Source organism: Leisingera sp. SA215, assembly GCF_055902035.1.
In genome coordinates this window covers 286,873-313,503 of the sequence record NZ_JBVVXU010000001.1, presented here as the reverse complement: position 1 = coordinate 313,503, position 26,631 = coordinate 286,873, and the positions used below count along the sequence as shown (strand labels likewise).

The window sequence follows — 26,631 nt, the reverse complement described above, 5'->3', positions numbered from 1 at the left end:
CTCGTGCCCGCAACAGGAAGGGACACCAATGACCGAGACACAGAAATCTGCCACGCTCAGCCTGAATGGCGAAACTTACGAGCTGCCCATTTTCTCTCCAACGGCAGGGCCCGATGTTCTCGACATCCGCAAGCTCTATGCGAAGGCAGGTGTGTTCACCTACGACCCAGGTTTTACCTCGACCGCCAGCTGCGACAGCACCATCACCTACATCGATGGCGATAAAGGCGAGCTGCTGCACCGCGGCTACCCGATTGACCAGCTGGCATCGAAGTCCCATTACCTCGAGGTCTGCTACCTGCTGCTCTACGGTGAACTGCCGACGGTGAACCAGCTGGAGGATTTCGAGACCCGCGTGACCCGTCACACCATGGTGCATGAGCAGATGCACAACTTCTTCCGCGGGTTCCGCCGCGATGCGCACCCGATGGCGACCCTGGTTGGCGTGGTCGGCGCGATGTCGGCCTTCTACCACGACTCGCTGGACGTCACCGATCCGTGGCAGCGCGAGGTTGCGGCAGTCCGTCTGATCGCCAAACTGCCGACCATTGCCGCGATGGCCTATAAATACTCCATCGGCCAGCCGTTTGTGTATCCCAGGAACGATCTGGATTACGCGGCCAACTTCCTGCACATGTGTTTCTCGGTCCCGGCTGAGGAATACCACGTGAACCCGATCCTGAGCCGGGCAATGGACCGCATCCTGACCCTGCACGCGGACCACGAACAGAACGCCTCGACCTCGACCGTACGCCTGGCCTCCTCCTCGGGCGCAAACCCGTTTGCCTGTATCGCCGCCGGCATTGCCTGCCTCTGGGGACCGGCCCACGGCGGCGCCAATCAGGCCTGCCTGGAAATGCTCAAGGAAATCGGCTCGGTCGACCGCATCCCCGAGTATATCGCACGCGCCAAGGACAAGAACGATCCGTTCCGTCTGATGGGTTTCGGCCACCGTGTGTACAAGAACACCGACCCGCGTGCGACCGTGCTGAAGCAATCCGCGGACGAGGTTCTGGATCTGCTTGGTGTCGAGGACAACCCGCTGCTGCAAGTTGCAAAGGAACTGGAGCAGACCGCGCTGAACGACCCCTACTTCATCGAGAAGAAACTGTTCCCGAACGTCGATTTCTACTCCGGCATCATTCTGGAGGCGATGGGCTTCCCGACCTCGATGTTCACCCCGATCTTTGCGCTGTCGCGCACCGTCGGCTGGATCTCCCAGTGGAAAGAGATGATCGCCGATCCGCAGAACAAAATCGGCCGCCCGCGTCAGTTGTACCTGGGCGAAACCCTGCGCGATTACGTGGATATCGAAAAGCGCTGATCGCCAGTCGAAAGAACGTCCAAACGCCCCGCATCCCGCGGGGCGTTTTTTAGTCCGGTGCAATGATCCGCATTACCTGGCTGCCAATTTCCGGCAAACTTTGCTGAGCCGAATTGAAGCTGATCCGGGCAACAATCCTTCATTTTTTCGGGGATCGTTCGCGCCGGTTGCTCAACGAAAGGTAAAATTTGACTAAACTCTTTCATCTAATTAGTTAAATCTCCATTACTGCCGCCTGCTGGCAGAGACGCCCTGCAGGAGATTTCTTGTTCGGGTATTTTCCAAAAAACGGGATTCACGGAATGGAACTATTGGTTTTGCTGGGTCTGACCATGGCTGTTGGAACCTTTGCTCTTCTCGACGATGATGACGGGAGCGAAAGCCACGAGACATCATCACAAGACCCGCCGGATAATGCCAACGGAAACGGCGCGGCAAGGACTGACACTGATGACGACATCATCGGCAGCCATCTTGACGACAGCATTTTTGCCCGCGGCGGAGACGATGTGGTCGAGGGCCGCGGCGGCGATGACAGGCTTTTCGGCATGGATGGCGTAGACATACTGGTTGGCGGATCAGGCGACGATTTTCTGCGCGGCGGCGCCGGCGATGACTACCTGATTGACAATGAAGGCTCAGACACCCTGAACGGCGACACTGGTGACGACAGGATCATTGCAGTCAGCGGCATCGACGGAGAAGGCATCGTTGAGTTTGCACGCGGTGTGGCTGATGGATCTGTCACGGATGCCAGCGGTCTGGCTGAATTCGTCAATCCTGAAACTGACACTGACGAAGACGCTGACACTGTATCTGCCGGATTTGGAGATGACACGGTCATCGCAGGTGATGGGGATACCATCTCTCTTGGCGAGGGAAGCGATTCACTTGTCATCGGGGATTGGATGAATTCCGGCGATGATCCCGTCAATGTGACCGACTTCGATCCAGCCGAAGACAGGCTTGTCTTCTCTTACGACGGTGACGGCCTGCCGCCCCGGCTATCGGTGCAAGTTATTGGCGATGGCAGCGGTGACGAGGGCCAGGGTTCGGCCCTGCTCTTTGCCGACAATGTATTTGTGGCGAGAATCCCGGGCGCGGGCGGGCTGCTTTCGGTCAGCGACATCTCTATCGTGGACCGTTCATCCAACGGATTGCCGCTGTCCTAAGCAGCCGTTCCGGCCCTCAGCGCCCCTCGAATTTCGCGGGGCGCTTTTCCATAAACGCCGTCACGCCCTCCAGAAAATCCCGGGTCTTGCCGCATTGGCCCTGCAGATGCGCTTCTTCAGACAGCTGCTCGGCCAAACTGCGGCCAAAGCTTTCACGCAGGGCGGATTTGGTGGCCGCAAAGGCCTTGCTGGGGCCTCTGGCCAGAAACTCCGCGCGGGCGCGCCAACGGGCGTCGAACTCCGCATCCGGCACCGCTTCCCAGATCATGCCCCAGTCACTGGCCTGCCGGGCGCTGACACGGTCGGCAAACAGGGCTGCCCCCATCGATTTCGCCAGGCCGATCTGGCGCGGCAGGAACCAGGTGCCGCCGGCGTCCGGGATCAGGCCGATCTTGCTGAAGGCCTGCATGAAAAATGCGCTTTCCGTCGCGATCACCACATCGGCGGCCAGCGCCAGATTGGCCCCTGCCCCGGCAGCGGCACCGTTGACGGCCGCCACCACCGGCACCGGGCAGTCATAAATCGCCTGCAGCATCGGCAGGTATTCGTCGCGCAGCGTGCGCTCCAGATCGAGCTTGCCGCCGCTGCCCGCATCACTCAGGTCCTGGCCCGAGCAAAAGGCATCGCCCGCCCCGGTCAGCACCACGGCCCGCGCTTCACCTGCCGCCATCCGCATCGCATGGGTGATCTCGGACCGCATCCGGCTGTTCAGCGCGTTCTTGCGCGCTTCGCGGTTCAGGGTGACAACCGCCAGCCCGTCCTGCTGGGAAAACAGGATTTCCTTATAGTCCATCAAAGTGCCTCGCCTAGCTTGCATTCAGGGGCCAAAGACGGTTCCGCCTGGCCGTTTGCAGGTATGGTGACGGAAAGCCCGGCTGCCGGAAAGCCGGACCCGGCGTCAATCCTCGAGGATTTTCCGCAGCCGCTCCTGCTCCTCGGCGCTCAGCCCCTGCTCGGCGGCTTTGGGGGCGCGGGCGCGTCCCCGCAGATAGAAAACAGCGATCACCAAAGCGGCCAGCAGCATCAGCGGCGCCGCCGCCCACAGCAGCCAATTGGCGCCGCTGGCGGTGGGCCGCAACAGCACATATTCGCCATAGCGATCCACGATAAAGGCCATGGCCTCGCGGTCGCTGTCGCCAGCCAGCAGCCGCTCGCGCAGCAAAAGGCGCAGGTCGCGGGCCAGTTCGGCATTGGATTCGTCAATGCTTTCATTGCGGCAGACAAGGCAGCGCAGGTCCTTGGACAATTCCCGCGCGCGGACTTCCAGCAGCGGGTCGGCCAGAACCTCATCCGGTTCCACTGCCAAAACCGGCGCAGGCGCAAACACAGTGACGGCCAGCAGCGCCGCCAGGGCCAGGATCAGACGTCGCAATTTCATTCAGCGGGCACTCCTGCAGAGGGCGATTTGCGTGCACCGGCAGCGACACGGAAGCGCCGGTCGCTGAGGCTCAGCAGCCCGCCAAGCGCCATCAGGATCGAGCCGCCCCAGATCCAATTGGCAAGGGGCTTGATGTAGGTGCGCATGGTCCAGCTGCCATCGGCCTGCTGGTCGCCCAGCACCACATAAAGGTCGCGTGCGACACGGTAATCAATGGCGGCCTCGGTGGTGGGCATCCGTGCGACGGGATAGTCGCGTTTCTCCGGGAACAACAGCGCCTCGGGCCGCCCGTTACGGGTCACCTCCACCCGGCCCTTGCTGGAGAAATAGTTCGGTCCCTGCTCGCGGCTGACGTCCTTCAGCACCAGGGTGAAGGCGCCGACGTCGAAGGGTTCGCCGATCCGGGCCACACGGATATCCTCCTGCTCCCAGGCCGTCAGGCCCGCGATGGCAAAGATGGTGATGCCCAAACCGCCATGGGCCACTGCCTTGCCCCAATCGGCCCGCGGCAGCCGCAGCATCCGCTGCAGGCGGCCCGTTTTTCCGCTGCGCAGCCAAAGATCAGCCAGCGCTCCGAATACCATCCAGGAGCCCAGGAACAGGCCCACCGGCCCCAGCGCGGACTTGCCGGTCTGCAGCGCCCAGGCCAGCACACCCAGCGATACCGCCAGCACAAAGACATAGCGCAGCTGCCAGGCTGTGCGCCCGATCCGCCCGCGTTTCCACGGCAGCATGGCGCCAACCGGCATGATCAGCCCCAGCACCACCATGAAGGGGGTGAAGGCCGAATTGAAGAAGGGCGGGCCGACGCTCAGCTTGCGGGCAAAGACCATCTCCGCCACGATCGGCCAGACGGTGCCGAAGAAAACCACAAAGCAACTGACCGCCAGCAGGATATTATTGGCCACCAGCGCGCTTTCGCGGCTGACCACGCCAAAAACGCCCTTGGCCTCCATCGCCTGTGCGCGGGCGGCAAACAGCGTCAGCGCACCGCCGGTGAAGAACGCCAGGATAAACAGGATGAACACGCCCCGTTCCGGGTCATTGGCAAAGGCATGCACACTGGTGATAATCCCCGACCGCACGATAAAGGTGCCGATCAGCGAGAAGCCAAAGGCCAGGATCGCCAGCAGGATGGTCCAGCTTTTCAGCGCTTCGCGTTTCTCGACCACAATGGCGGAATGCAGCAGCGCTGCCGCCAGCAGCCAGGGCATGAAGGAGGCGTTTTCAACCGGGTCCCAGAACCAGAACCCGCCCCAGCCCAGCTCGTAATAGGCCCACCAGGAGCCCAGCCCGATACCGATGGTCAGAAAGATCCAGGCCGCCAGCGTCCAGGGCCGCACCCAGCGGCCCCAGGCGGCATCGATGCGGCCCTCGATCAGGGCGGCAACGGCAAAGGAAAATGTCATGCTCAGCCCGACATAGCCTAGGTAAAGGAACGGCGGATGGAAGGCGAGGCCCGGATCCTGCAGCAGCGGGTTCAGATCCTGGCCGTCGAACGGCGGTACAGTCAAACGCAGGAACGGGTTCGACGTGAACAGGATAAAGGCATAAAACGCCACCCCAATCGCCGCCTGCACCGCCAGCACACGGGCCTTCAATGTGGGCGGCAGCCCGCCGCCAAAGACCGAGGCCATCGCGCCGAACAGAGCGACAATCAGCACCCACAGCAGCATCGAGCCCTCGTGGTTGCCCCAGGTTCCGGAGATCTTGTAGAGCAACGGCTTGGCCGAATGGCTGTTCAGCGTCACCAGCTTCAGCGAGAAATCCGAGGTGATGAAGGCCCAAGTCAGCGCCCCGAAGGCAAAGGCGGTGAACAGGAACTGCGCCTGTGCCGCCGGTTCCGCCACGGCCATCCAGCCGGGCCAGCGTTTATGGGCGCCGATCAAGGGGATGACGGCCTGCACGATCGCAATCATGAAGGCGAGGATAAGGGCGAAGTGGCCAAGCTCTGTAATCATGTGTTTTCCTATACGCCTGTCCGCCGGGCGGGCCAATGGCATTCGCCGCGCCATGCCGCCGCAGCGGGTAAATTGTGATCAGCCGCGGCGGGCTTTCCAGGCTTCCAGCGCCGGATTTTCGTCCGCAGCGGTGGCCTGAAGCCGGGCCGCGGCGTCAGTGCCGGTGGAGGCCGCCGCAGGGGAGTCTGCCTGCAGCCTGTCCAGCGCGGCGATGTTTTCGACGGCCTGCGGCACCCGGGCCATGCTGGCGGCCAGCCCGTGCTGAAAGTCCTGTGCCTTCACCTGGTGCCGCGCTCCGAAGTAGAAGGAGACGATGACGCCCAGCAGCCACCACAACGGTTCCGGCACCAGGGCCAGCCCCTGCATCCGGGCGGCAAACCACACCGGGTCGCTCAGCGCTGACACCATCAGCGCCAGCGTTCCCAGCGCCAGCATCGGACGCGGCAGCCGGTTCAGCCCGTCCATGAACCTGTCGAACCAGCCTTTCGCGGGCTGCTGAAATTCGCCGCCGAACTGGCCAAGCGCTGCAATCCGCACGTCATGTGCGCGGGCGGCACCGGCTTCGGCGTTTTCGCGAAAGATTTCGGCAGTTTCCCGCAGGACATTGCGCTGGCTGCCGAAAACAAACCCCAGAATGTCAGCGATCACCCCCATGCCGCGATCCTTTCCTGAAAGGACTGCCGGTTCAGGCGGTAGCCCGGCGAGAGGAATTCCTCGGCCCGTTTGATCCAGCCGCCTTTGCCGCCTGCGCGGGTGCGGGCGTATTTGCGGCTGGACGGGCGGCGGTCCGCCAGACGAAAGTAATAATTCCGGCGCGCCACCCCGTAAGCATCGCGCAGCGCGGTTGCGCCAATGGCGGCCGCATCGGCGGCGGCGCCTGCTGTCTGCGGCCCGATCGTGCCGTCCACCGCAACGCTGTAGCCCATCTCGCACAGCAAACGCTGCAGGATGCGCACCGCGTTGCTGCCGGCATTCACATACATGTCAAACACCGTCGCCTGCAGGCATTCCGGCAGGGCGGCGATCCGGGGCGCTTCGAAATAATGGCGGATGAAGATTTCAATTGCCTGCGCCCGGCTCAGTGCCCGCACATCGGCCGGATCAACGGTGCCATCGCCGGTCAGATCCAGCCCCAGCCGCCGCAGGGTGCCGATGGTGACCCCGTATTTGGTGGCCCCTCCGGGATCCTCCGGATCATTCACAAAGCCGCCTTCACGCGCCACGATTTGCGCAGCGATTTCCTGTACAGTCTGCATCGCACCTCACCCTTTTTCTGCCGGGTCAATCCAGGGCAATCATCGTGCAAATGCGGAAAGATCTCCTGACAGCAGCGTACGCACCCTGCGCAACACCGCCTCAGGGGCGCTGACGCGCCGCGCACCGCGCGGCGCCCGGCCCAACGCAAAACGCCTCCCCGCGGGGAGGCGCCTTTGGGGCGGGAGCGTTTTGGTTCGGTACCTGTATCAGGTTTCAGGCTCCTGATAGACCCCCTGCGCCTTCAACGCATCCACGACTTCCTTGGGCATATAGGTTTCATCATGTTTTGCCAGAATTTCAGAGGCTTCAAAGACACCGTTCACGTAACGTCCGGTTCCGACCATGCCCTGGTTCTCTTCAAACAGGTCCGGCAGCACACCGGTATAGGCGACCTGCACCGTCGCGCCGCCATCAGTGACGGCAAAGCGCACGGTTTCGCCCTGGCCGCGCAGCAGGCTTCCTTCCTCAACCAGGCCGCCGATGCGGAACACTTCGGAGGGGTCGGGCGGCGCCTCGGCCACCTGGCTGGGCGAGCGGAAATAGTTGATCCCGTCACGCATGGCATAGCCGATCAGGGCAGTTGCAACCACCAGCGCCACTGCGGCAACGGCAATGACCTGGATCCGGCGCTGTTTCTTCAGGTTCTTCATGGTGTCCTCATTTCAGGGCTCCTGATTGCGCGCCCCCCCCGGATCAGGGGAACAGCGGCGCCATCATCAGCCCTTCGGTCTCCGTTTCACCTAACATCAGGTTTGCGTTCTGCAAGGCCTGCCCGCTGCTGCCTTTTGTCAGATTATCCAGCGCGGCAAAGACAATCGCGCGGCCCTCGATCCGGTCCTGCGCCACGCCGATATGGCAGAAGTTCGAGCCGCGCACATGGTGGGTGCTGGGCGCTTCACCGAACGGCAGCAGTTCGATAAACGGCTCATCGGCGTAAGCCTTGGCAAAGGTATCGTGGATCACCTTGGCATCGCCCTTCACATAGACGGTCGCCAGAATGCCCCGGTTGGCGGGCAGCAAATGGGGGGTGAACTGCACCTTCACGGGGCGGCCCGCAATTTTGCTGAATTCCTGATCGAATTCGCCGAGATGCCGGTGGGTGCCGCCGATGGCATAGGCATTGTAGCCCTCGCTCAGCTCCGCATGCAGCAGGTTTTCCTTGAGCGACCGGCCCGCGCCCGACACGGCGCATTTCAGGTCCAGAATGATATCATCCAGATCAATGACGCCGCCTTCGATCAGCGGGCGCAGGGCAAACTGGCCGGTGGCCGCGTTGCAGCCGGTGCCGGCCACCAGCCGGGCCGATTTGATCTCGTCCCGGTAGAACTCGGTGAGGCCGTAGACGGCTTCGGCCTGCTGTTCCAGCGCCGCATGCGGGTTGCCGTACCATTTCTCGTATTCCGCCGGATCGCGCAGCCGGAAGTCCGCTGACAGATCGACGATCTTCAGGGTCTTGGGCAGTGCAGCAATGACGTCCTGGCTGGTCTTGTGCGGCAGGGCGCAGAAACACAGGTCGATGTTCGAGAAATCGATTTCGTCGATCTTGCACAGCGCCGGCAGCTCCATATGGCGCAGATGCGGGAACACCTCGGCCATGGTCATGCCGGCCTTGCGGTCGGCCGAGAGCGCCGCGATGCCGATGTTCGGGTGCTGGTCAATCAACCGCACCAGTTCAGCGCCGGTGTAGCCGGAAGCGCCAAGGATAGCCACTTTATGGGTCATGTCAGACCTCGTCTTTCACTATGATATGCCGGTTCCGCAGCCATCTGCGGAGAGGGATAGGGGAAATGCGCCCGCGCAGATTGCCCTGGAACAAGGTTCCGGGGCGATTGCGGTCAGGCCGGCTGAAAGGTGATTTCCCGTCGGAGAAACTGGGTGGCGCGGTCGCTGACGCGGGCCGGATCTCCGGTGGTGAAATAGCCGCCCGTGCCTGCACCGTACATGTCCGGGTGGCGCTGCAGGTAATCAGCCAGGCTGTCGGCCACCAGATTGCCCTGGCTGTACACCTTGACCTCCTGCCCCAGCGCGGCCTGGAAGGTCTCTTCCATCAGCGGATAATGGGTGCAGCCGAGGATCGCCGCCTCGGGGTGGGGCATTTTGCGCTTCAGCGCATCCACATGGCTGCGCACCAGCGCTTCGGACAGGATCATGTCGCCGTCCTCGATCGCATCGACCACGCCGCCGCAGCTTTGCGCCTCGACATCAACGCCGATCGCGCGGAACGCCAGTTCCCGCTGAAAGGCGCGGCTGGCAACAGTGGCAGGCGTGGCAAACAGCGCCACATGCTGAACCGCAACCTCGCGCGGCGGCGAATTGTCGCCCCACTGCCGCTCGGTCAGCGCCTCGATCAGCGGCACGAAGACACCCAGCACCCGTTTGCCCTTGGGCAGCCCGCCTTCCTGCATCCGGCGCAGCGCCGCCGCCGAGGCGGTGTTGCAGGCCAGGATCACCAGATCGCAGCCCTTGCTCCACATGTCTTCGACCGCCGCTTTGGTCAGCTGATAGACATCCTCGGCGTCGCGCACGCCATAAGGCGCGCGGGCATTGTCGCCGTAATACAGAAAATCCACATCCGGCAGGCGCTTCTGCGCCGCGTCAAGGACGGTCAGCCCGCCCAAACCTGAATCAAAGATGCCAACAGCCATAAAGCTCTCTCACACGCGGTGTTTCTCTTCGAACTCAAACCCGTAAACCTGCGGGTCGAGCGGTACTGGTGACAGCTCATACGTCGCTTTGCGCAAGAAATCCATAAGAGCTTTTGTATCGCCCGCCAGCGGGTCGAGCACCTCGCCGCCAATCGGCGCGCCGATCACCACCTTGACCGGCGTATTGATACGTTTGCGAAATTCCTTGATCAGCAGCCCCATGCGCAAGGTGGCATGCAGATGGCTGGCAATCTGGAACAGGCGCGAAGTATGGCCGTCAAAAAACACCGGCACCACCACGGCATCGGACTTAGCAATCATCCGCGCCGTAAAGCCGCGCCAGCCAGGATCCATCGGCTGGCCCAGGGGGTGCGCCGCAGTGGACACGGTGCCACCGGGAAAGATGCCGATGGCGCCACCCTGCCCCAAGTAGTTTAGTGCTTCCCGCCGGGTTTCCAGGTTGGTGCGCAGCGCCTCCTTCGTATCGGCGAAATCCACTGGCAGGATCACCTTGTTAAGGTCTTCGGCCTTGCGGAACACATGGTTGGCCAGAATGCGGAAATCGCCGCGGGTCTGGGCCAGGATATGGCCCATCATCAGCCCGTCGAGAATGCCATAGGGGTGGTTTGCAATCAGGATAACCGGCTTGTCCTGCGGGATATTGCTCAGCGCTCCGCCTGCCACATCCAGCGTCAGCCCATAGCGGTCCGCCATGACGGACCAGAAGCTGCGGCCCGCGGCCACCTCCTGCTCATAACCGGCAGCGCGGCGGATCAGGCTGAGGCGCCCGGTGGAGTTCTCCATCAGCCGGATCACCGCGCGGCCGGCGCGGGTGGAGGCGGAATGGGCATAGGAAATATCACGGGCTATATGGCGTTGCGCGTGCATCTGTATGGCTTCTCCGTCTTGCATCACCGGCCAGATACGGCCTGGGGCATATTATGCAACGGTTGCGCAACAGGGGCGTGACGAATTGCAGCAAGGGACGGCCGGGGCGCTGCCCCGGACCCCGGAGTAGTTCTGACCAGAAAGAAGCAGAGCGGAGGAGGAATGGCAAACGCCGTGCGTCAGCGCGGCGCCGGGCCCAACCGGGAGGGGCCATCCTGCGGATGGTCCGGAGCGGGCGGGAGTGCCCCGCCCTGCCCTTGTGATTATTCCGCGGCCTCTTTGATCGGCACGCCGCCCTGGCGCAGCGCGGCCAGCAGCTCCTCGCGGCGTTTTGCGGCCTTCTGCTCATTCGCCATCTTCACCGGGCCGAAACCGCGGATCGAAAGCGGCAGTTCAGCCAATGCCGTCAGCGGCTCCAGGATCCCGGGCGCTGCTTTGGGCAGCCATTCCTTCATGTCAGCCTCATATTGCTTGATCAGCGCGCGCTCCATCTTGCGCTCGGCGGTATAGCCAAAGATGTCAAGCGGCGTGCCGCGCAAGCGTTTCAGCTTGGCCAGCAAACGGAAGCCGCGCTCCATGCCGGCGCCGAACCTGCGCTTTTTCGGGCGGCCGTTGGGATCGGTGCCGCTCAGCATCGGCGGCGCCAGGTGGTAGGAGAGTTTCAGATCGCCCTCAAACTCTGCTTCCGCCTTGGCGCGGCTGTCCAGCAGCAGGCGGGCGACCTCGTATTCGTCCTTGTAGGACAGCAGCTTGTGATAGCCCTTTGCCACCGCCTCTTTCAGAGCGGGATCACTGATGCCCTCCAGCAGCCTGGCATAGCGTTTGGCCAGGCCGTTGCCCTGATAGGCCACCAGCTGATCGGCGCGGAAGGCGATTTTCTCGTCCAGCGTCTTCGGCTTGTCCACCACCGTTGGCTGGATCAGCTTTGCCGCCTCTTCCGGGTGCAGCACTGCCCAGCGGCCGATGTCAAAGGCACGTTTGTTCCGGTCCACCGCGGCGCCGTTCATTTCAATCGCCTGTTCGATAGCCGCGTGGCTGACCGGCACCAGGCCGCGCTGCCAGGCGCCGCCGAACACCATCATGTTGGAAAAGATCGAGTCGCCCATGGTGGCGCGCGCCAGCTCCGAGGCATCGAACAGATCCACCCGGTCGCGCAGCCGCGCCTGCAGCGCCACCTGCAGCCGGTCTGTGGGAATGGCAAACTCGGTGTTGCGGGTGAAATCGCCGGTGATGATCTCGTGGCTGTTCACCACCGCGCCGGTGCTGCCGGTGGAGGTCAGGCCCAGGGTCTTGGCGCCGGCGCTGACCACCAGGTCACCGCCGATCAGCGCATGCGCCTCGCCGGTGGCGACGCGGATCGCCGAAATATCCTCGGGTGTCTGTGCAATCCGGCAGTGGATATGCACTGCACCGCCTTTTTGGGCGAGACCGGCCATTTCCATCAGCCCGGCGCCCAGCCCGTCGATCTGCGCCGCCTGTGCCAGCACCGCACCGATGGTCACCACGCCGGTGCCGCCGACACCGGTGATCACCACGTTGTGGGTGCCGTCAATGGCGGGCAGCTGCGGCTTGGGCAGATGCGGCAGGTCGATATCCGCCGTCGCCTCCTTGCGGATCTTCGCGCCTTCCACCGTCACAAAGGACGGGCAGAACCCGTTCACGCAAGAGAAATCCTTGTTGCAGGAGGACTGGTCGATCGCCCGTTTGCGGCCGAGTTCGGTGTCTTTGGGCACGATGGACACACAGTTCGACTGCACCCCGCAATCGCCGCAGCCCTCGCAGACATCGGTGTTGATGAACACCCGCTGGTCCGGGTCCGGAAACTGGCCCTTCTTGCGGCGGCGGCGTTTCTCGGCGGCGCAGGTCTGGATGTAGATGATAGCTGAGACGCCCTCGACCTGTTCGAACTCGCGCTGGATCTTCATCATCTCGGCGCGTTCGTGCATCCGCATGCCCGCTGGAAACAGCGCGGCGTCCACATCCTCTTTTTCGTCATAGACCACGGCGATGGTCTTGACGCCCATTGCGGTCAGCTCATGCGCGATCTGCTGCGCGGTGAGGCCGCCCTCGGCAGCTTGCCCGCCGGTCATCGCAACCGCATCATTATAAAGGATCTTGTAGGTGATGTTGGTCCCCTCGGCGAGCGCGGCACGGATCGCCTGCACGCCAGAGTGGTTATAGGTGCCGTCGCCAAGGTTCTGGAACACATGCTTGCGGTTTGAGAACGGCGCCTCGCCGACCCAGTTGACACCCTCGCCGCCCATATGGGTAAAACCGGTTGTCTCGCGGTCCATCCACTGCACCATGAAGTGGCAGCCGATGCCGGCATAGGCGCGCGAGCCCTCCGGCAGTTTGGTGGAGGAATTGTGCGGGCAGCCCGAGCAGAAGTAGGGCAGACGGGTGGCGATTTCCTCGGCATTGTCGGCGCGGCGGGCTTCGGACAGACCTTCCAGGCCTGCGCGGATAGCCTCGGTCTCGCGGCCTTCCTCGATCAGGATACCGCCCAGTTTTTCGGCAATCATGATCGGGTCAAGCGCATAGCGTGTCGGGAACAGCTCCTCGCGGTGCAGGCTTCCGGCACCGCCTTTGTACCAGCCATAGACCCGGCGGCCCCGGCGGTCGTCAAAGATCGCTTCCTTGATCTGGATCTCGATCAGCTTGCGTTTTTCCTCGACCACGACAATCAGGTCCAGATCTTCGGCCCAGTCGTGAAAGCCCTTCATGTCCATCGGCCAGGTCTGGCCCACCTTATAGGTGGTCAGCCCGAGGCGTTCGGCCATGGTCTCGTCGATGTTCAGCAGTTTCAGCGCGTGCACCAGGTCGAGCCAGTTCTTGCCCGCGGCAACGAACCCGATCTTGGCACCGGGCTTGCCCCACATGCGTTTGTCCATCTTGTTGGCGTGGGAAAACGCCTCGGCCGCAAAGCGCTTGTAGTCGATAATGCGGTCTTCCTGGCGGAAACGGTCGTCGTCCAGGCGGATGTTCAATCCGTCTGCCGGCATGTCGAAGTCCGGGGTCACCAGCTGCATCCGCTCCGGGCGGGCATCGACAACCGAGGTCACCTCGATGGTGTCCTTCATGGTCTTGAGACCGGTCCACAGGCCAGAGAACCGGCTGAGCGCGTAGCCGTAAATGCCGTAATCCAGGATTTCCTGCACCCCGGCCGGGCTGACGATGGGCAGGTAGCAGTCCAGCAGCGACCATTCCGACTGGTGCAGCACGGTGGAGCTTTCGCCGGTGTGGTCGTCGCCCATCGCCAGCAGAACGCCGCCGTGCTTGGACGAGCCGGCCATATTGGCGTGGCGGATCGCATCGCCGGAGCGGTCCACGCCCGGCCCCTTGCCGTACCACAGGCCGAACACGCCGTCGTATTTGCCTTCGCCGCGGACCTCGGCCTGCTGCGCGCCCCACAGGGCGGTTACCGCCAGGTCCTCGTTCAGACCGTACTGAAAGGTGATATCCGCCGCCTTCAGATGTTTCTCGGCCTTGCTCATTTGCAGGTCGACTGCCCCCAGGGGCGAGCCGCGGTAGCCGGTGACAAGTCCGGCGGTATTCAGACCTGCCGCCTGGTCGCGGTGCTTTTGCATCAGCATCAGCCGCACCAGCGCCTGGGTGCCGTTCAGCAGCACCGGCGATTTCGTCAGGTCGTATTTGTCATTGAGTGAGATTTTCGGCGTGCTCATCATGGCCTCCTCAACCGGGATTAGCTTGCACTTTATGGCCCTGAGAATAGGTCATAACTACTGACCTGAATAGCCGCTTTTTTTTCGTTTTTGCTCGCTTGCGCCACGAAAACTGATACATAACTAAGATTTCATACGGTCGGCCCCAAACGCACAGAAAGTAACGCATATGGATTGGGATAAGCTCAGAATATTTCACGCGGTGGCCGATGCGGGCAGCCTGACCCATGCCGGTGACAGGCTGAATCTGTCGCAATCGGCGGTCAGCCGCCAGATCCGGGCGCTGGAGGAGGCCTTGAATACGACGCTGTTCCACCGGCATGCGCGCGGACTGATTCTCACCGAACAGGGAGAGCTGCTGTTTGACGCCACCCAATCCATGTCCACACGGCTTGAAGCCGCCTCTGCCCGCATCCGCGACAGCGAGGAGGAAGTGTTCGGCGAACTGCGGGTCACCACCACGGTCGGGTTCGGCACCCTGTGGCTGGCGCCGCGGCTGACTAAACTGTATGAGCAATACCCCAATCTGAAAATCGACCTGATGCTGGAGGAACGTGTTCTGGACCTGCCCATGCGCGAGGCTGATGTGGCCATCCGCATGAAGGAGCCCAGCCAGGCCGATCTGGTGCGCAAGCGGCTGATGACCGTGCGGATGGGGCTATATGCCTCGCCGGCCTATCTGAAAAAGCGCGGCCCCCTGGAAACCTCTGAAGACATCTCCCGGCACCGGCTGATCTGCCAGAACCAGCGCTCTGCCCAAGTGGGCTCCGCTGCCGTGCTGGGCAAAAAGCTGATGGCGCTGAACCCGGGGTCGCTGCTGACCGTCAACAACTATTTCGGCGTGTTGCAGAGCGTTCTGTACAATCTGGGTGTCGGCATTCTGCCGGATTATGTCACCGAGGAATTCCCGCAGCTGGTCGAATTGCTGCCGGAAGATGATCAGCACAGCGTTCCGGTCTACCTCGCCTATCCCGAAGAACTGCGCCATTCGCAGCGTGTCGGCGCGTTCCGCGACTTCGTGCAATCCGAAATCATGGCGCACCGGAAACATATGAAAGAGCTGGGCAAACTCTGACCCGCGCCAGCACATCAGCGGAACGGATTTGCACTGTATGGCCGGGGTTTGGCCCGTTTTGGATAGTTCGAACCGGAGCAGCCCCCAAGCCATGCAATTTCCGCATAGCAGCTTTGACCCTTGTTTAGCGTCAATCCCCTTGAAGGGGCAGGCCCGGCACCCTAAATGAAGGTCATGGAGGCGGCGGCTTCGCCCCCCCTCCATACCTCCCTGTTGGACTTCGGCCGAGCTTAGTGCTCGGCCTTTTTTTTTGGCCTAACGCCATGGCATCACGCCACAATCAGGCAACCGCCGCAAATGCTGCCAGCGGCGCCCCGCCCCCGCAGGATACGCCGCTGGCCCGCAATGCCCGGCACATTCTCTCTACCTGCACTGCAGCATATTTGGCGTGCTTTTTTGCCCGGTTTGCAGCCGCAGCATTCGTAATGCTTGCATTTTAACCATTCTGGTCTGCGCCGGCCGCTTTCGGCGGCGCTTTCAAAAGCCTGAAGCCCGGCGCCGCGGCCCCCATCCCGCGGCGCCGGGGCTGCCCCGCAGCGCTTCTGCCGCGGATTCGTTTGATTCCACTTTCCCCGCGCTTCGCCTTGCCCTAAAAGGCGCGCAATCGCAGCCATTGGGGACGTTTACGGATGCAGGAACCCGCCATCACGCCTGAACTGATTGCCAATCACGGGCTGAAGCCCGAGGAATACGATCTGATCCTGGAAATCATCGGGCGCGAGCCGACTTTCACCGAGCTGGGCATCTTCTCAGCGATGTGGAACGAGCACTGCTCTTATAAATCCTCCAAGAAATGGCTGCGCACCCTGCCGACCGACGGCCCGCAGGTGATCTGCGGCCCCGGTGAAAACGCCGGCATCGTGGATATCGGCGACGGCGACGCCGTGGTCTTCAAGATGGAAAGCCACAATCACCCCTCTTACATCGAACCCTACCAGGGGGCGGCAACCGGGGTTGGCGGCATTCTGCGCGACGTCTTCACCATGGGCGCGCGGCCCATCGCTTCGATGAACTCGCTGTCCTTCGGCGAGCCCTCGCACCCCAAGACCCGCCAGCTTGTCAACGGCGTGGTCGAAGGCATCGGCGGCTACGGCAATTGTTTCGGCGTTCCCTGCGCCGGCGGCGAAGTCCGCTTTCATCCGGCCTATAACGGCAACTGCCTGGTCAACGCCTTTGCGGCAGGCCTGGCCAAGACCGATGGCATTTTCTACTCGGCCGCATCGGGCGTTGGCATGCCGGTGGTGTACCTTGGCGCCAAAACCGGCCGTGACGGCGTCGGCGGCGCCACCATGGCGTCTGCTGAATTCGATGACACCATCGAGGAAAAGCGCCCCACCGTGCAGGTCGGCGACCCGTTCACCGAAAAGCGCCTGATGGAAGCCACGCTGGAGCTGATGCAGACCGGTGCCGTGATCTCGATCCAGGACATGGGGGCTGCCGGCCTCACCTGCTCGGCCGTGGAAATGGGCGACAAGGGCAAGCTGGGCGTCAAGCTGAACCTCGAAGACGTGCCGCAGCGCGAAGAGAATATGACAGCCTATGAAATGATGCTGTCGGAATCTCAGGAACGGATGCTGATGGTGCTGAAGCCCGAACTGGAAGCAGACGCCCGCGCCGTGTTCGAAAAATGGGACCTGGATTTTGCCATCGTTGGCGAAACCATTGCCGAGGACCGCTTCCTGATCCTGCACAACGGTGACGTGAAAGCGGATCTGGTGCTGTCGAAACTGGCCTCCACCGCGCCGGAATACGACCGCCCCTGGGTGCCGACCCCGGCGGCTGAGCCGCTGACCGACGCCGATGTGCCCACCATTGACCCGATCGACGGGCTGAAGGCGCTGCTCGCCTCGCCGAACTATGCCGGCAAGCAGTGGGTTTACGAGCAGTACGACACCACCGTGATGGGCGACACCCAGCGCCGCCCCGGCGCCGGCTCCGGCATCGTCCGGGTGCATGGCACCGGCAAGAAGCTGGCCTTCACCTCCGACGTGACCCCGCGCTACGTCAAGGCGAACCCGTTCGAGGGCGGCAAACAGGCGGTGGCCGAGGCCTATCGCAACCTGACAGCTGTGGGCGCCAAGCCGCTGGCAACAACCGACAACCTGAACTTCGGCAACCCCGAAAAGCCCGAAATCATGGGCCAGTTCGTCGGCGCCATCAAAGGCATCGGCGAGGCCGTGGCCGCGCTGGATATGCCGATCGTTTCCGGCAATGTCTCGCTCTACAATGAAACCGACGGCAAAGGCATCCTGCCGACCCCGACCATTGGCGCCGTTGGCTTGATTGCCGCGGGCGAAGAGCCGATCACCGGCGAGGTCCGCGACGGCCATGTCGCTTTGCTGGTCGGTGAAACCATTGGCCATCTGGGCCAGTCGGCGCTGCTGGCCGAGGTCTTCAACCGCGAGGACGGCGACGCCCCGGCAGTTGATCTGGAAGCCGAAAAGCGCAACGGCGAATTTATCCGCGCCAACCGCGAGCTGATCAAAGCCTGCACCGATCTGGCCGATGGCGGCCTTGCGCTGGCGGCGTTTGAGATGGCGGAAGCGGCCGGCGTTGGCGTGCAGATCGACGCAGGCGATACCCCGACCGTGTTTGGCGAGGATCAGGCCCGCTACCTGGTCGCCTGCAACTTTGACCAGGCCGAAGCGCTGATGCTGGCCGCAGGCCAGGCCGGCGTGTCGCTGGCCACTGTCGGCAAATTCGGCGGTGACATGGTCAAGATCGGCGGTTCCGAGGCGCCGCTGGCCGAGCTGAAGGAGATCTTCCGCTCCAGCTTTGCCGCTGCGGTCGCCTGATCTAAACGAGCCGCGCTGCCTTTGCCGGGCACCGCGGCAAAGTGAAGCGCAAGGGTGGGATGGCGCAGCCGTCCCGCCCTTTCTTTTAAACCGGGGACCGGCCTTTGACCCTTCCTGAGCTGACAGAGGACTGCAGCCGTTGCGCCGCCCTGTGCTGTCTCGCCTATCCTTTTCAGGCGCATGAAGACTTTGGCCTGCTCAAAGACGCGGACACGCCCTGCCCCAACCTTGGCCCGGATTTCCGCTGCACGATCCACGAGGATCTGAAGCCGCGCGGCTTTGGCGGCTGCGTGGCCTATTCCTGCGCCGGCGCCGGCCAGCGGGTGACGCAAGTGTTGTTCGGCGGCGAAACCTGGCGCGATGATCCTGACCTGCTGCCGCATATGACCTATGCCCTGCGGGTGCTGCGGCCGATCCACGAGGCGCTGCTGGTGCTGCAGGAGGCCGCCGCGCTGCCCCTGCCAGTGGCGCTGCAAACCCGCTGCGCAGACCTGGCCGCATCGCTTTGCCCGGAAGACCCGGACTCGGTCTGGGACTTTGAGGAAGACAGCGTGCAGGACGCCCTTGCCGCGCTGCCGGATTTTGTGGAAAGTCTGGCGCCCTTTGCGCAGGACGGCAGTTAATCCTGCTTGCAGAGGCCCCGGCGGCCGCCTACATTTTTACCAAACAAGACAAAGGACTTCTCCGGATGCCCATGCAAGCCCACGAAATCGAAGAACTGCTGCGCGAAAGCTTTCCCGACGCTGAAATCCAGGTGGCCGGTACCGACGGCGTGCATATGTCGGCGATGGTCGTCGACGAAAGCTTCCGCGGCAAGAACCGCGTCCAGCAGCAGCGCGCCGTCTATGCCGCGCTGAAAGGCAAGATGGACGGCCCCGACGGCGAACTGCACGCGCTGGCGCTGACCACAAAAGCGCCGGAATAATCCGCCCGGGCTGGCTGCTAGTGTCGGCAGGAAATCAAGTTTCTCCGGCTGCGGCTCTTTTATTGCAGCCCTTTGTGGCATATCTCGCGCTCAACGACTTTCTGCCGGTCCCCCCACGGCGGCACGACCAAAAGGACATGAACCAATGACCGACGCAAAAAACCGCATCGACGAAACCGTCAAAGCCAACGACGTGGTGCTCTTCATGAAAGGCACCAAGGAAATGCCCCAATGCGGCTTCTCCTCGCGTGTGGCAGGCGTTTTGAACTACATCGGCGTGGACTACACCGATGTGAACGTGCTGGCGGACGAAGACATCCGTTCCGGCATCAAGGAATACTCCGACTGGCCGACCATCCCGCAGCTTTACATCAAGGGTGAGTTTGTCGGCGGCTGCGACATCATCACCGAGATGACCCTGTCAGGCGAGCTGGACGGCATGTTCGATCAAAACGGCATTGCCTTCAACAAAGATGCCGCCGACAAGATCCGCGAAGCTAACGGCTGAAGGCTGAAGGCTGAAGGCTCTTTTCATCACAAAGGCCTGCCGCATCCTGTTGCGGCAGGCCTTTTATGTTTGGTGACGGGTGCGGGATTTTACGCCGCGTCGATCAGCATCAGGTCATCGGCGGTAAAACTTCCGCCGCCCCCTGCGCAGACTCAGGCCATTGTCAAACGGGCCAATGTCAAACGGGCCAATCTCAAACCGCAGGCTGGGCCTTTTCTTCGATTTCCTGCGCCAGCGCCTCGGTCCGGGCGGCCAGTTCGGCCAGGCTCTCGGTGACCTGCGGCGGCACGATCGGAACTTCGATCCGCTCGGGTTCCGGTGCCGGCATGGCGCGCAGATCCGCCAGTTCCTGGTCGCGTTCGGCCAGCACGGCCTCAACCTCCTTGATCCGGTCCTCGACCGCGGCAGTCTTGTCGGCCAGCATCAGGCCGGCCATCAGCAGCATCCGCGCTTCGGGCATCCGGCCGATCTGGTCCGACAGCACCTGCGCTTCGTTATCCAGCATTTTGGCGGCAGAATGCAGGTAGCTTTCCTCGCCCTCCTGGCAGGAGACCTCAAAGCCGCGGCCGCCGATCATTATGGTCACTTCCGGCATCAGACTTCCTCCCCTTCCGGCAGGTTGCGGGCATTGGCCAATAGCGGCTCCAGCTTGGCCAGCACCGCGTTGACCTGGGCCTGGTCACTGGCCTGGGCTGCGCGCAGGCCTTCGATCTCGGCTTCCATTGCGGTGTTGATCAGCCCGGCATCGCCCAGGCTCCGGGCGTTGGCGTCGCGCAGCGCGGTGTTCGAGGCGCGCAGCTCCTCGTTGGCCTGGCGCAACAGCTGCAGTTCGGTGTCGAGCCGCAGCAGGGTTTCATTCTGGCGTTCAATCTCCGTGCCCATGTCCTGGGCCGGGGCCGCATCCGCCGGTGCTGCCGCAGAAACCGATGCCTCTTCCATCTGGGCCATCAGCCTGGCATTGGCAGCCTGGGCTTGCGCAAGCTGCTCCTCCAGCGCTCCCTTGTCGCTGGCGGCGGTATTGGCCGCGGCCTCCAGTTCGGCTTTGAGACGCGCAACTTCGCTGCGCAGGGCTTCCTTTTCCGCCGGATCCCCGGCTTCGTTGCGCAACAGCTGCAGTTCGGCTTCCATCGCCGCCACATCTTCGCTTCGGGCAGGTGCCTGGTTGCCAGCCTCCTGCAGCCGTGCGCGCAGCACCCTCACCCGCTCTTCCAGCTGCGCATTGGCAAGCTTTTCTTCTTCCAGAGCCTGTTCAATTTCAGCCGTTGCCGCACCAGCCGCCGCTGCCTCTGCCGCTCTGGCGGCCTCCGCCGCGGCCTCAACGGCCTTGGCCTTATCCGCGTCGCGCGCGTCCTGCAGTGCGGCCGAGCCGGCGCTGATACGCTCAAGCGCAGCCTGAATGCGGCCTTGCAATTCTTCAATCTGGTTCATGCCTGTCCCTCACCCGTCCACATCAGTGCCATATTCTTTCCGGCGCCCGCGCGAATCGCGCATCTGCCGCCGACATGGGCCAGTTCTTCCCTTTCAGGGATAAAACACCCCCCCTTGTCTTTCAACCACTTGACGCGCCAACTTCGCGCAACATAGCAGAGTTGCGCGCAACCATGCTTGATCTTTGCGGCATCGCTGTTATTGAGCGCAGCAATTGCCTGTTAACGCCAAAGGACGATCCAAGTGGACCTGACAGCCCTGCGCACCGCCAATCCCGACCATTGGAACAAGGCCGCCGCCATCCGCGCGCTGGCTCTGGACGCCGTCGCCGCCGCCAATTCCGGCCACACCGGCATGCCGATCGGCATGGCCGACGTGGCGACCGTGCTGTTTGAAAAGCACCTCAAATTCGATGCCTCCAACCCGCAGTGGCCGGACCGCGACCGCTTCATCCTGTCGGCGGGCCACGGCTCGATGCTGATTTATGCGCTGCTCTATCTGTCCGGCGACAAACAGGTGACGCTTGATCAGATCAAGAACTTCCGCCAGACCGGCGCGATCACCGCGGGCCATCCGGAAAACTTCCTGATCGACGCGGTCGAGGTCACCACCGGCCCGCTCGGCCAGGGCCTCTCCAACGCTGTCGGCTTCGCCATGGCCGAGGAAATGCAGCGCGCCCATTACGGCAAGAAGGTCGTCGATCACCACACATATGTGATCGCAGGCGACGGCTGCCTGATGGAAGGCATCAGCCAGGAGGCCATCGGCCTGGCCGGCCGCCACCAGCTGGGCAAGCTGATCGTGTTCTGGGACAACAACAACATCACCATCGACGGCAAGGTTGATCTGTCCGACCGCACCAATCAGGTGCAGCGCTTCAAGGCCTCGGGCTGGCAGGTGCTGGAAATCGACGGCCACGACCCCAAGGCCATCGACGAGGCGATCATTGCCGCCAAGAAGTCCAAGAAACCCTCGATGATTGCCTGCAAGACCCATATTGCCCTGGGCCATGCCGCGCAGGACACCTCCAAAGGCCACGGCGCGCTGACCGACCAGGACCAGCTGCAGGCGGCCAAGGATGCCTATGGCTGGACCAGCGGCCCGTTCGAAGTGCCGGCGGATATCAAATCCCAGTGGGAAGAAATCGGCGCCCGCGGCAAGACCGAGCGCGAAGCCTGGGAAGCCCGCTTTGCCGAGCTGTCCTCGCAAAAACAGGACCGTTTCAACCGCGCCTACAGCCGGGACACCCCCAAGAAGCTGTCCGCCACCATCAAGGCGCTGAAAAAGCAGGCGTCCGAGACCCAGCCCAAGGTTGCCACCCGCAAGTCTTCGGAAATGGCGCTGGAAGTGATCAACCCGATCATGCCGGAAACCGTGGGCGGCTCTGCTGACCTGACCGGATCCAACAACACCAAGACCGGCGATCTGGGCATGTTCGACACCGACAACCGCAAAGGGCGTTACGTCTATTGGGGTATCCGCGAGCACGGCATGGCCGCGGCGATGAACGGCATGGTGCTGCACGGCGGCATGCGCGCTTACGGCGGCACCTTCTTCTGCTTCACCGACTACGCCCGCCCGGCGATGCGCCTGGCCGCCCTGTCGAAGATCCCGACCGTGTTTGTGATGACCCATGATTCAATCGGCGTCGGCGAAGACGGCCCGACCCATCAGCCGGTCGAACACCTGGCGATCTGCCGCGCGACCCCGAACACCTATGTGTTCCGCCCCGCCGACACCGTGGAAACCGCCGAGGCCTGGGAAATTGCCCTCACCGCCAAGGAAACCCCGTCGGTGATGACCCTGACCCGTCAGAACCTGCCGACCGTCCGGACCGAGCACAAGCTCAGCAACATGGTTGAAAAAGGCGCCTATGTGCTGGCCGAGGCCGAGAACAAACGCCAGGTGATCCTGATCGCCACCGGTTCCGAGGTTTCCGTCGCGATGGACGCCAAGGCCAAGCTGGAGGCCGAGGGCATCGGCACCCGCGTCGTCTCCATGCCCTGCATGGAGCTGTTTGCACAGCAGGACGAAGCCTACCGCCGCAAGGTCCTGCCCGCAGGCCCGGTCCGCGTCGGCATCGAGGCGGCTGTGCGCGACGGCGGCTGGGACCGCTGGCTCTTGGGCGAGCGCGGCCAGGAGAAGAAAGCCGGTTTCGTCGGCATGGACCGCTTCGGCGCCTCTGCTCCGGCAGGCGAACTGTTCGAGCGCTTTGGCATCACCGCCGAGGGCACAGTAGCCAAGGTGAAAGAGCTGCTGGGCTGAGGCAAACACGCTTCACGCACCGAAAGAATTTCTTCATGGGCGCCTCCGGGCGCCCATTTTCATTTCGCCGTCTATTGGGTTTTGGCTTCCTTCAGCACGTGAAATTCAGGTGACTCCAAAACCTGGGTATTGTTTCCCACCAGGTCAAAAGGCGTTTCCCCCATGTCATTTGTGGCGCCTGGATCAGCGCCGGCCTCCAGCAGAACGCGGATGATTTCGGGCCGTCCCCATTTTGCGACCCCATGCAGCGGTGTCCAGTTGTTGGCGGTCCGTGCATTCGGATCGGCGCCAGCCTTTAGCAATACGACAACATTCTCAGGACTGCCGGCGGCGGTGACAAAGTGGATCGGTTTGCGGTCAAGACTGTCAGGTGCCGAAACATCAGCGCCCGCGGCGATCAGGGCGCGGATCGTATCCGCTCTGGCGCCCCCAGCGAAATGCAACGGCGACCGTCCCATTGGATCCTTGCCGTTCACATCTTCACCTTCGGCAACCAGCTGCTCAACCGAGGCCGGAGTTGCAGTCTCGTAAAACTCCGCATTGCAGAGAACCCCGCAGGGTCCGGCGGCGAAAGCCGGCAAGGCGGTGGCGCTAAAGACAAAAACACTCAGCATCAAATTTCTCACAGCAGGCCCTCTCCCGACACAGATAGCAGAACAGCAGCGGATCAGGCTGCGAACCGCCTCCGGTATGACCCGCTGTCTGTCTGTTATTTGATCCTGCAAGGGTTACGAGAGGGTAAACGCCGGGCCGGATGCGGATTAAGAACGGTCTGCCTTTTGGCCTGCAATTCCCCGCCATGCAGGGGCAACCACCTTGGTCGCCAGCGGAATCAGCAGCAGCCCCAGCACAACGCCGAACACCCCGTCCATCGCCGCCTTGGCGCTCCACTCGGCAAAGCCGGTCCAGGCCGCAGGCACCGCGTGGCCTACCGCATAGGCCCAATCGTGGATGTGATGCCCCAGCCAGCCAAAGCCCAGCACCTCCAGCCCGTGAATGATAATCGAGCCGCCGACCCAGAGCATCGCGGCAGTGCCGACCACCGACAGGATCTTCATCAGCACCGGCATGAACTTCACCAGACCGCGCCCCAGCCCGCGCCCCGGAGAGGTCCGCGCGTTCTGCGCCAGGTACAGCCCGACATCATCCATCTTCACGATCAGCGCGACCGAGCCGTAAACCGCCAGCGTCACCCCGATGGCCACCACCGCCAGGGTCGCCGCCTGCATCCAGACATTCGGCGCCTCAATGGCGGCCAGCGCGATGGTCATGATCTCCGCCGACAGGATGAAATCGGTCTTGATCGCGCCCTTGATCTTCTCTTCCTCCAGATGGCCGGGGTCCTTGATGCTCATATCCTCGTCAATGGCGTGGCTCGCGTGCGGGAACAGCACGTGAAAGATCTTCTCGGCCCCCTCGAAACACAGGTAGCACCCGCCCAGCATCAGCAGTGGCGTAATGAGCCACGGCGCAAAGTTGGCCAGCAGCATCGCCACCGGCAGCAGCAGGATCAGCTTGTTGAACAGCGAGCCGCGGGTGATGCGCCAGATGATCGGCAGCTCCCGCGCAGGCTCAAAACCCTGCAGGTATTTGGGTGTCACCGCGGCATCGTCGATGATCACGCCGGCCGTCTTGGCTCCGGCCTTGCCCGCCGCCGCCGCCACATCATCGACCGAGGCCGCCGCCACCTTGGCAATCCCCGCCACATCGTCCAGTAGCGCCAGCAAACCGCTCATGCCAAATCCCTTAATCCCTGTCCGCCTATGGCTGGCAATCTGCCCGCTTCCGGCCCCCGCCGCAAGCGTTAGCGCCACCGCATCCGCGGCCGGTTCTCCGTTAACGCCACCGGCGGGAGCCGTTAGCGCCACCGGTGGAATTTTGCGCTAACAGTTTCATTTAATGCCGCTTTTACCTCTTTAGACCACATCTGCACCGGTCTATATGGCGGGCAAAGGTTTTTGCTCGCTTGGAGACGTAACTCATGACCATCAAAGTCGGGATCAACGGTTTTGGCCGCATCGGCCGCTGCACCCTGTCGCATATCGCAGCCTCGGGCCGCGACGACATCGAAGTGATCAAGGTGAACGCCACCGGCCCGCTGGACACCGCAGCGCATCTGATCAAATACGACTCTGTGCATGGCCGTTTCCCCGGCGAGGTCACCATCGGCGACGGCACCATGAACCTGGGCCGCGGCGACATGCAGATGTTCTCGACCTACGACATGGGTGAGCTGGACTGGTCGGGTTGCGACGTGGTGCTGGAATGCACCGGCAAGTTCAACGACGGCGAAAAGGCCAAGGCGCATCTGGAGCGCGGCGCCAAGAAAGTGCTGCTGTCCGCCCCCGGCAAAAATGTCGACAAGACCATCGTGTTCGGCGTCAATGACGACCAGCTGACCGCGGCGGACACGATGATCTCCAACGGCTCCTGCACCACCAACTGCCTGGCGCCGCTGGCCAAGGTGCTGGACGAGGCGTTCGGCATCGAGCACGGCATCATGACCACCATCCACGCCTACACCGGCGACCAGCCGACCCTGGATCGCCGCCACAAGGACCTGTACCGCGCCCGCGCCGCCGCCATGTCGATGATCCCGACCTCGACCGGTGCTGCCAAGGCCCTGGGGGAAGTGCTGCCGAACCTGAAAGGCCGTCTGGACGGCTCCGCGATCCGCGTGCCGACCCCGAATGTCTCCGCCGTGGACCTGACCTTCCGCGCCGGCCGCGACGTGACCGCCGAGCAGGTCAACGCCGCCGTCAAGGAAGCCGCCGAAGGCCCGATGAAGGGTGTTCTGGGCTATGAGCCGGCGCCGCTGGTCTCCGTCGACTTCAACCACTCGCCGGAAAGCTCGATCTTTGCACCGGACCAGACCCGGGTTTTGGACAGCCGCCTGGTTCGGGTGCTGGCCTGGTACGACAACGAATGGGGCTTCTCGGTCCGCATGGCCGATGTCGCCGTTGCCATGGGGAAACTGGGTTAAGGCAGACCGGGGCCGGCCGCGGCCTGACCTCTTGAGACTTCACGTCCGCTCAGGTTATCTGGGCGGGCGTTTTCAATTGCGGCGGAGCCCCGATGACCAACCGGATTGCCATTTCCCTCGGGGTGTTCCTGATCGCCGCCGCGGTGATCGACATCGCCATGTTCGGCGATCTGCACATGATCTTCCTGGGCAAGAAACTGTTTGCCCTGATCGACTGGATCGCTTTCTGGCGCTGACCCCCGCAGCCGCACCTGCTGCGCCGGTGCGTTTCAAATCTTTCTCTCGATGAAGCACCGCCCGCGCACGCTGCGCACCGCCGGCAGCACAAAGCCGGGCGCAGGCCC

At 62.9% G+C, this 26,631-nt stretch carries 25 protein-coding genes; 10 read left to right on the top strand and 15 right to left on the bottom strand.

All coding sequences use genetic code 11. The annotated features are described in order from the left end of the window. The first annotated feature begins 28 nt into the window (after window positions 1-28). Window positions 29-1,324: a citrate synthase gene (locus AC0KW6_RS01475; RefSeq protein ID WP_474033901.1), complete on the top strand. Its 1,296-nt coding sequence runs from the start codon at window positions 29-31 to the stop codon at window positions 1,322-1,324. On the opposite strand, the gene AC0KW6_RS01470 is transcribed toward AC0KW6_RS01475, so the two are convergent. Next, entirely contained in the window at window positions 1,300-1,530 is a 231-nt protein-coding gene (locus AC0KW6_RS01470) for a hypothetical protein (RefSeq protein WP_474033900.1), read from the bottom strand. The genes AC0KW6_RS01475 and AC0KW6_RS01470 overlap by 25 nt on opposite strands. 96 nt (window positions 1,531-1,626) lie before the next feature. Between AC0KW6_RS01470 and AC0KW6_RS01465 the strand changes: the two genes are divergently transcribed. Beyond that, window positions 1,627-2,496 (top strand): calcium-binding protein, encoded by an 870-nt coding sequence (locus AC0KW6_RS01465; protein ID WP_474033899.1) that lies wholly within the window; start codon window positions 1,627-1,629, stop codon window positions 2,494-2,496. 16 nt (window positions 2,497-2,512) lie between these two features. Here the strand turns inward: AC0KW6_RS01465 and AC0KW6_RS01460 are convergent, their stop codons facing one another. The 10 genes from AC0KW6_RS01460 to AC0KW6_RS01415 form a co-directional block, all read right to left on the bottom strand. Next, the gene (locus tag AC0KW6_RS01460; protein WP_474033898.1) at window positions 2,513-3,289 is read right to left on the bottom strand and encodes an enoyl-CoA hydratase-related protein; all 777 of its coding nucleotides are present in this window, start codon (window positions 3,287-3,289) and stop codon (window positions 2,513-2,515) included. A 105-nt stretch (window positions 3,290-3,394) separates the two neighbouring features. Next, window positions 3,395-3,868: a cytochrome c-type biogenesis protein gene (locus AC0KW6_RS01455; protein ID WP_474034205.1), complete on the bottom strand. Its 474-nt coding sequence runs from the start codon at window positions 3,866-3,868 to the stop codon at window positions 3,395-3,397. A 2-nt stretch (window positions 3,869-3,870) separates the two neighbouring features. After that, window positions 3,871-5,835, bottom strand: a complete 1,965-nt coding sequence (locus tag AC0KW6_RS01450) for a heme lyase CcmF/NrfE family subunit (RefSeq protein WP_323780705.1) — start codon at window positions 5,833-5,835, stop codon at window positions 3,871-3,873. A gap of 78 nt (window positions 5,836-5,913) precedes the next feature. Further along, window positions 5,914-6,489 carry a holin family protein gene (locus tag AC0KW6_RS01445; protein ID WP_474033897.1) on the bottom strand — a complete coding sequence of 192 codons (576 nt, stop codon included), beginning with the start codon at window positions 6,487-6,489 and terminating at the stop codon, window positions 5,914-5,916. Continuing rightward, entirely contained in the window at window positions 6,480-7,091 is a 612-nt protein-coding gene (locus AC0KW6_RS01440) for a holin-associated N-acetylmuramidase (RefSeq protein ID WP_474033896.1), read from the bottom strand. The genes AC0KW6_RS01445 and AC0KW6_RS01440 overlap by 10 nt, the downstream gene beginning before the upstream one ends. 207 nt (window positions 7,092-7,298) lie before the next feature. Continuing rightward, window positions 7,299-7,742, bottom strand: coding sequence for a cytochrome c maturation protein CcmE (gene ccmE / locus AC0KW6_RS01435; RefSeq protein ID WP_323780713.1), 444 nt, complete (start codon window positions 7,740-7,742; stop codon window positions 7,299-7,301). Between the two features lie 43 nt (window positions 7,743-7,785). Further along, complete coding sequence (argC, locus tag AC0KW6_RS01430) at window positions 7,786-8,814, bottom strand: N-acetyl-gamma-glutamyl-phosphate reductase (protein ID WP_323780716.1); 1,029 nt, start codon at window positions 8,812-8,814, stop codon at window positions 7,786-7,788. A gap of 113 nt (window positions 8,815-8,927) precedes the next feature. Then, complete coding sequence (murI, locus tag AC0KW6_RS01425) at window positions 8,928-9,737, bottom strand: glutamate racemase (RefSeq protein ID WP_323780718.1); 810 nt, start codon at window positions 9,735-9,737, stop codon at window positions 8,928-8,930. Between the two features lie 9 nt (window positions 9,738-9,746). Continuing rightward, the gene (locus tag AC0KW6_RS01420; protein WP_474034204.1) at window positions 9,747-10,625 is read right to left on the bottom strand and encodes a lysophospholipid acyltransferase family protein; all 879 of its coding nucleotides are present in this window, start codon (window positions 10,623-10,625) and stop codon (window positions 9,747-9,749) included. Between the two features lie 263 nt (window positions 10,626-10,888). Beyond that, the gene (locus tag AC0KW6_RS01415) at window positions 10,889-14,308 is read right to left on the bottom strand and encodes an indolepyruvate ferredoxin oxidoreductase family protein (RefSeq protein WP_474033895.1); all 3,420 of its coding nucleotides are present in this window, start codon (window positions 14,306-14,308) and stop codon (window positions 10,889-10,891) included. Window positions 14,309-14,477: 169 nt separating this feature from the next. Between AC0KW6_RS01415 and AC0KW6_RS01410 the strand changes: the two genes are divergently transcribed. The 5 genes from AC0KW6_RS01410 (at window position 14,478) to grxD (ending at window position 19,611) form a co-directional block, all read left to right on the top strand. After that, a complete protein-coding gene (locus tag AC0KW6_RS01410) occupies window positions 14,478-15,383 on the top strand; it encodes a LysR family transcriptional regulator (protein WP_474033894.1) in 906 nt (301 codons plus the stop codon). 629 nt (window positions 15,384-16,012) lie between these two features. After that, window positions 16,013-18,178: a phosphoribosylformylglycinamidine synthase subunit PurL gene (purL, locus tag AC0KW6_RS01405; RefSeq protein WP_474033893.1), complete on the top strand. Its 2,166-nt coding sequence runs from the start codon at window positions 16,013-16,015 to the stop codon at window positions 18,176-18,178. Window positions 18,179-18,282: 104 nt separating this feature from the next. Beyond that, complete coding sequence (locus tag AC0KW6_RS01400; RefSeq protein WP_474033892.1) at window positions 18,283-18,801, top strand: hypothetical protein; 519 nt, start codon at window positions 18,283-18,285, stop codon at window positions 18,799-18,801. A gap of 65 nt (window positions 18,802-18,866) precedes the next feature. Then, window positions 18,867-19,103, top strand: a complete 237-nt coding sequence (locus tag AC0KW6_RS01395; protein ID WP_019297755.1) for a BolA/IbaG family iron-sulfur metabolism protein — start codon at window positions 18,867-18,869, stop codon at window positions 19,101-19,103. A 145-nt stretch (window positions 19,104-19,248) separates the two neighbouring features. Next, a complete protein-coding gene (gene grxD, locus AC0KW6_RS01390; protein ID WP_474033891.1) occupies window positions 19,249-19,611 on the top strand; it encodes a Grx4 family monothiol glutaredoxin in 363 nt (120 codons plus the stop codon). Window positions 19,612-19,804: 193 nt separating this feature from the next. Here the strand turns inward: grxD and AC0KW6_RS01385 are convergent, their stop codons facing one another. Next, window positions 19,805-20,206, bottom strand: a complete 402-nt coding sequence (locus AC0KW6_RS01385; RefSeq protein WP_323781726.1) for a cell division protein ZapA — start codon at window positions 20,204-20,206, stop codon at window positions 19,805-19,807. Further along, entirely contained in the window at window positions 20,206-21,039 is an 834-nt protein-coding gene (locus tag AC0KW6_RS01380; RefSeq protein ID WP_474033890.1) for a coiled-coil domain-containing protein, read from the bottom strand. The genes AC0KW6_RS01385 and AC0KW6_RS01380 overlap by 1 nt, the downstream gene beginning before the upstream one ends. 243 nt (window positions 21,040-21,282) lie before the next feature. Here AC0KW6_RS01380 and tkt point away from each other — a divergent pair, with 243 nt between their 5' ends. Beyond that, window positions 21,283-23,304, top strand: coding sequence for a transketolase (gene tkt / locus AC0KW6_RS01375; protein ID WP_474033889.1), 2,022 nt, complete (start codon window positions 21,283-21,285; stop codon window positions 23,302-23,304). Window positions 23,305-23,375: 71 nt separating this feature from the next. Here the strand turns inward: tkt and AC0KW6_RS01370 are convergent, their stop codons facing one another. Further along, window positions 23,376-23,930 (bottom strand): ankyrin repeat domain-containing protein, encoded by a 555-nt coding sequence (locus AC0KW6_RS01370; RefSeq protein ID WP_323781717.1) that lies wholly within the window; start codon window positions 23,928-23,930, stop codon window positions 23,376-23,378. A 135-nt stretch (window positions 23,931-24,065) separates the two neighbouring features. Beyond that, window positions 24,066-25,040 (bottom strand): DUF808 domain-containing protein, encoded by a 975-nt coding sequence (locus AC0KW6_RS01365; RefSeq protein ID WP_474033888.1) that lies wholly within the window; start codon window positions 25,038-25,040, stop codon window positions 24,066-24,068. Window positions 25,041-25,285: 245 nt separating this feature from the next. Here AC0KW6_RS01365 and gap point away from each other — a divergent pair, with 245 nt between their 5' ends. After that, entirely contained in the window at window positions 25,286-26,287 is a 1,002-nt protein-coding gene (gap, locus tag AC0KW6_RS01360) for a type I glyceraldehyde-3-phosphate dehydrogenase (RefSeq protein ID WP_474033887.1), read from the top strand. Window positions 26,288-26,379: 92 nt separating this feature from the next. Then, a complete protein-coding gene (locus AC0KW6_RS01355; RefSeq protein ID WP_024090070.1) occupies window positions 26,380-26,523 on the top strand; it encodes a hypothetical protein in 144 nt (47 codons plus the stop codon). Window positions 26,524-26,631 lie beyond the last annotated feature (108 nt).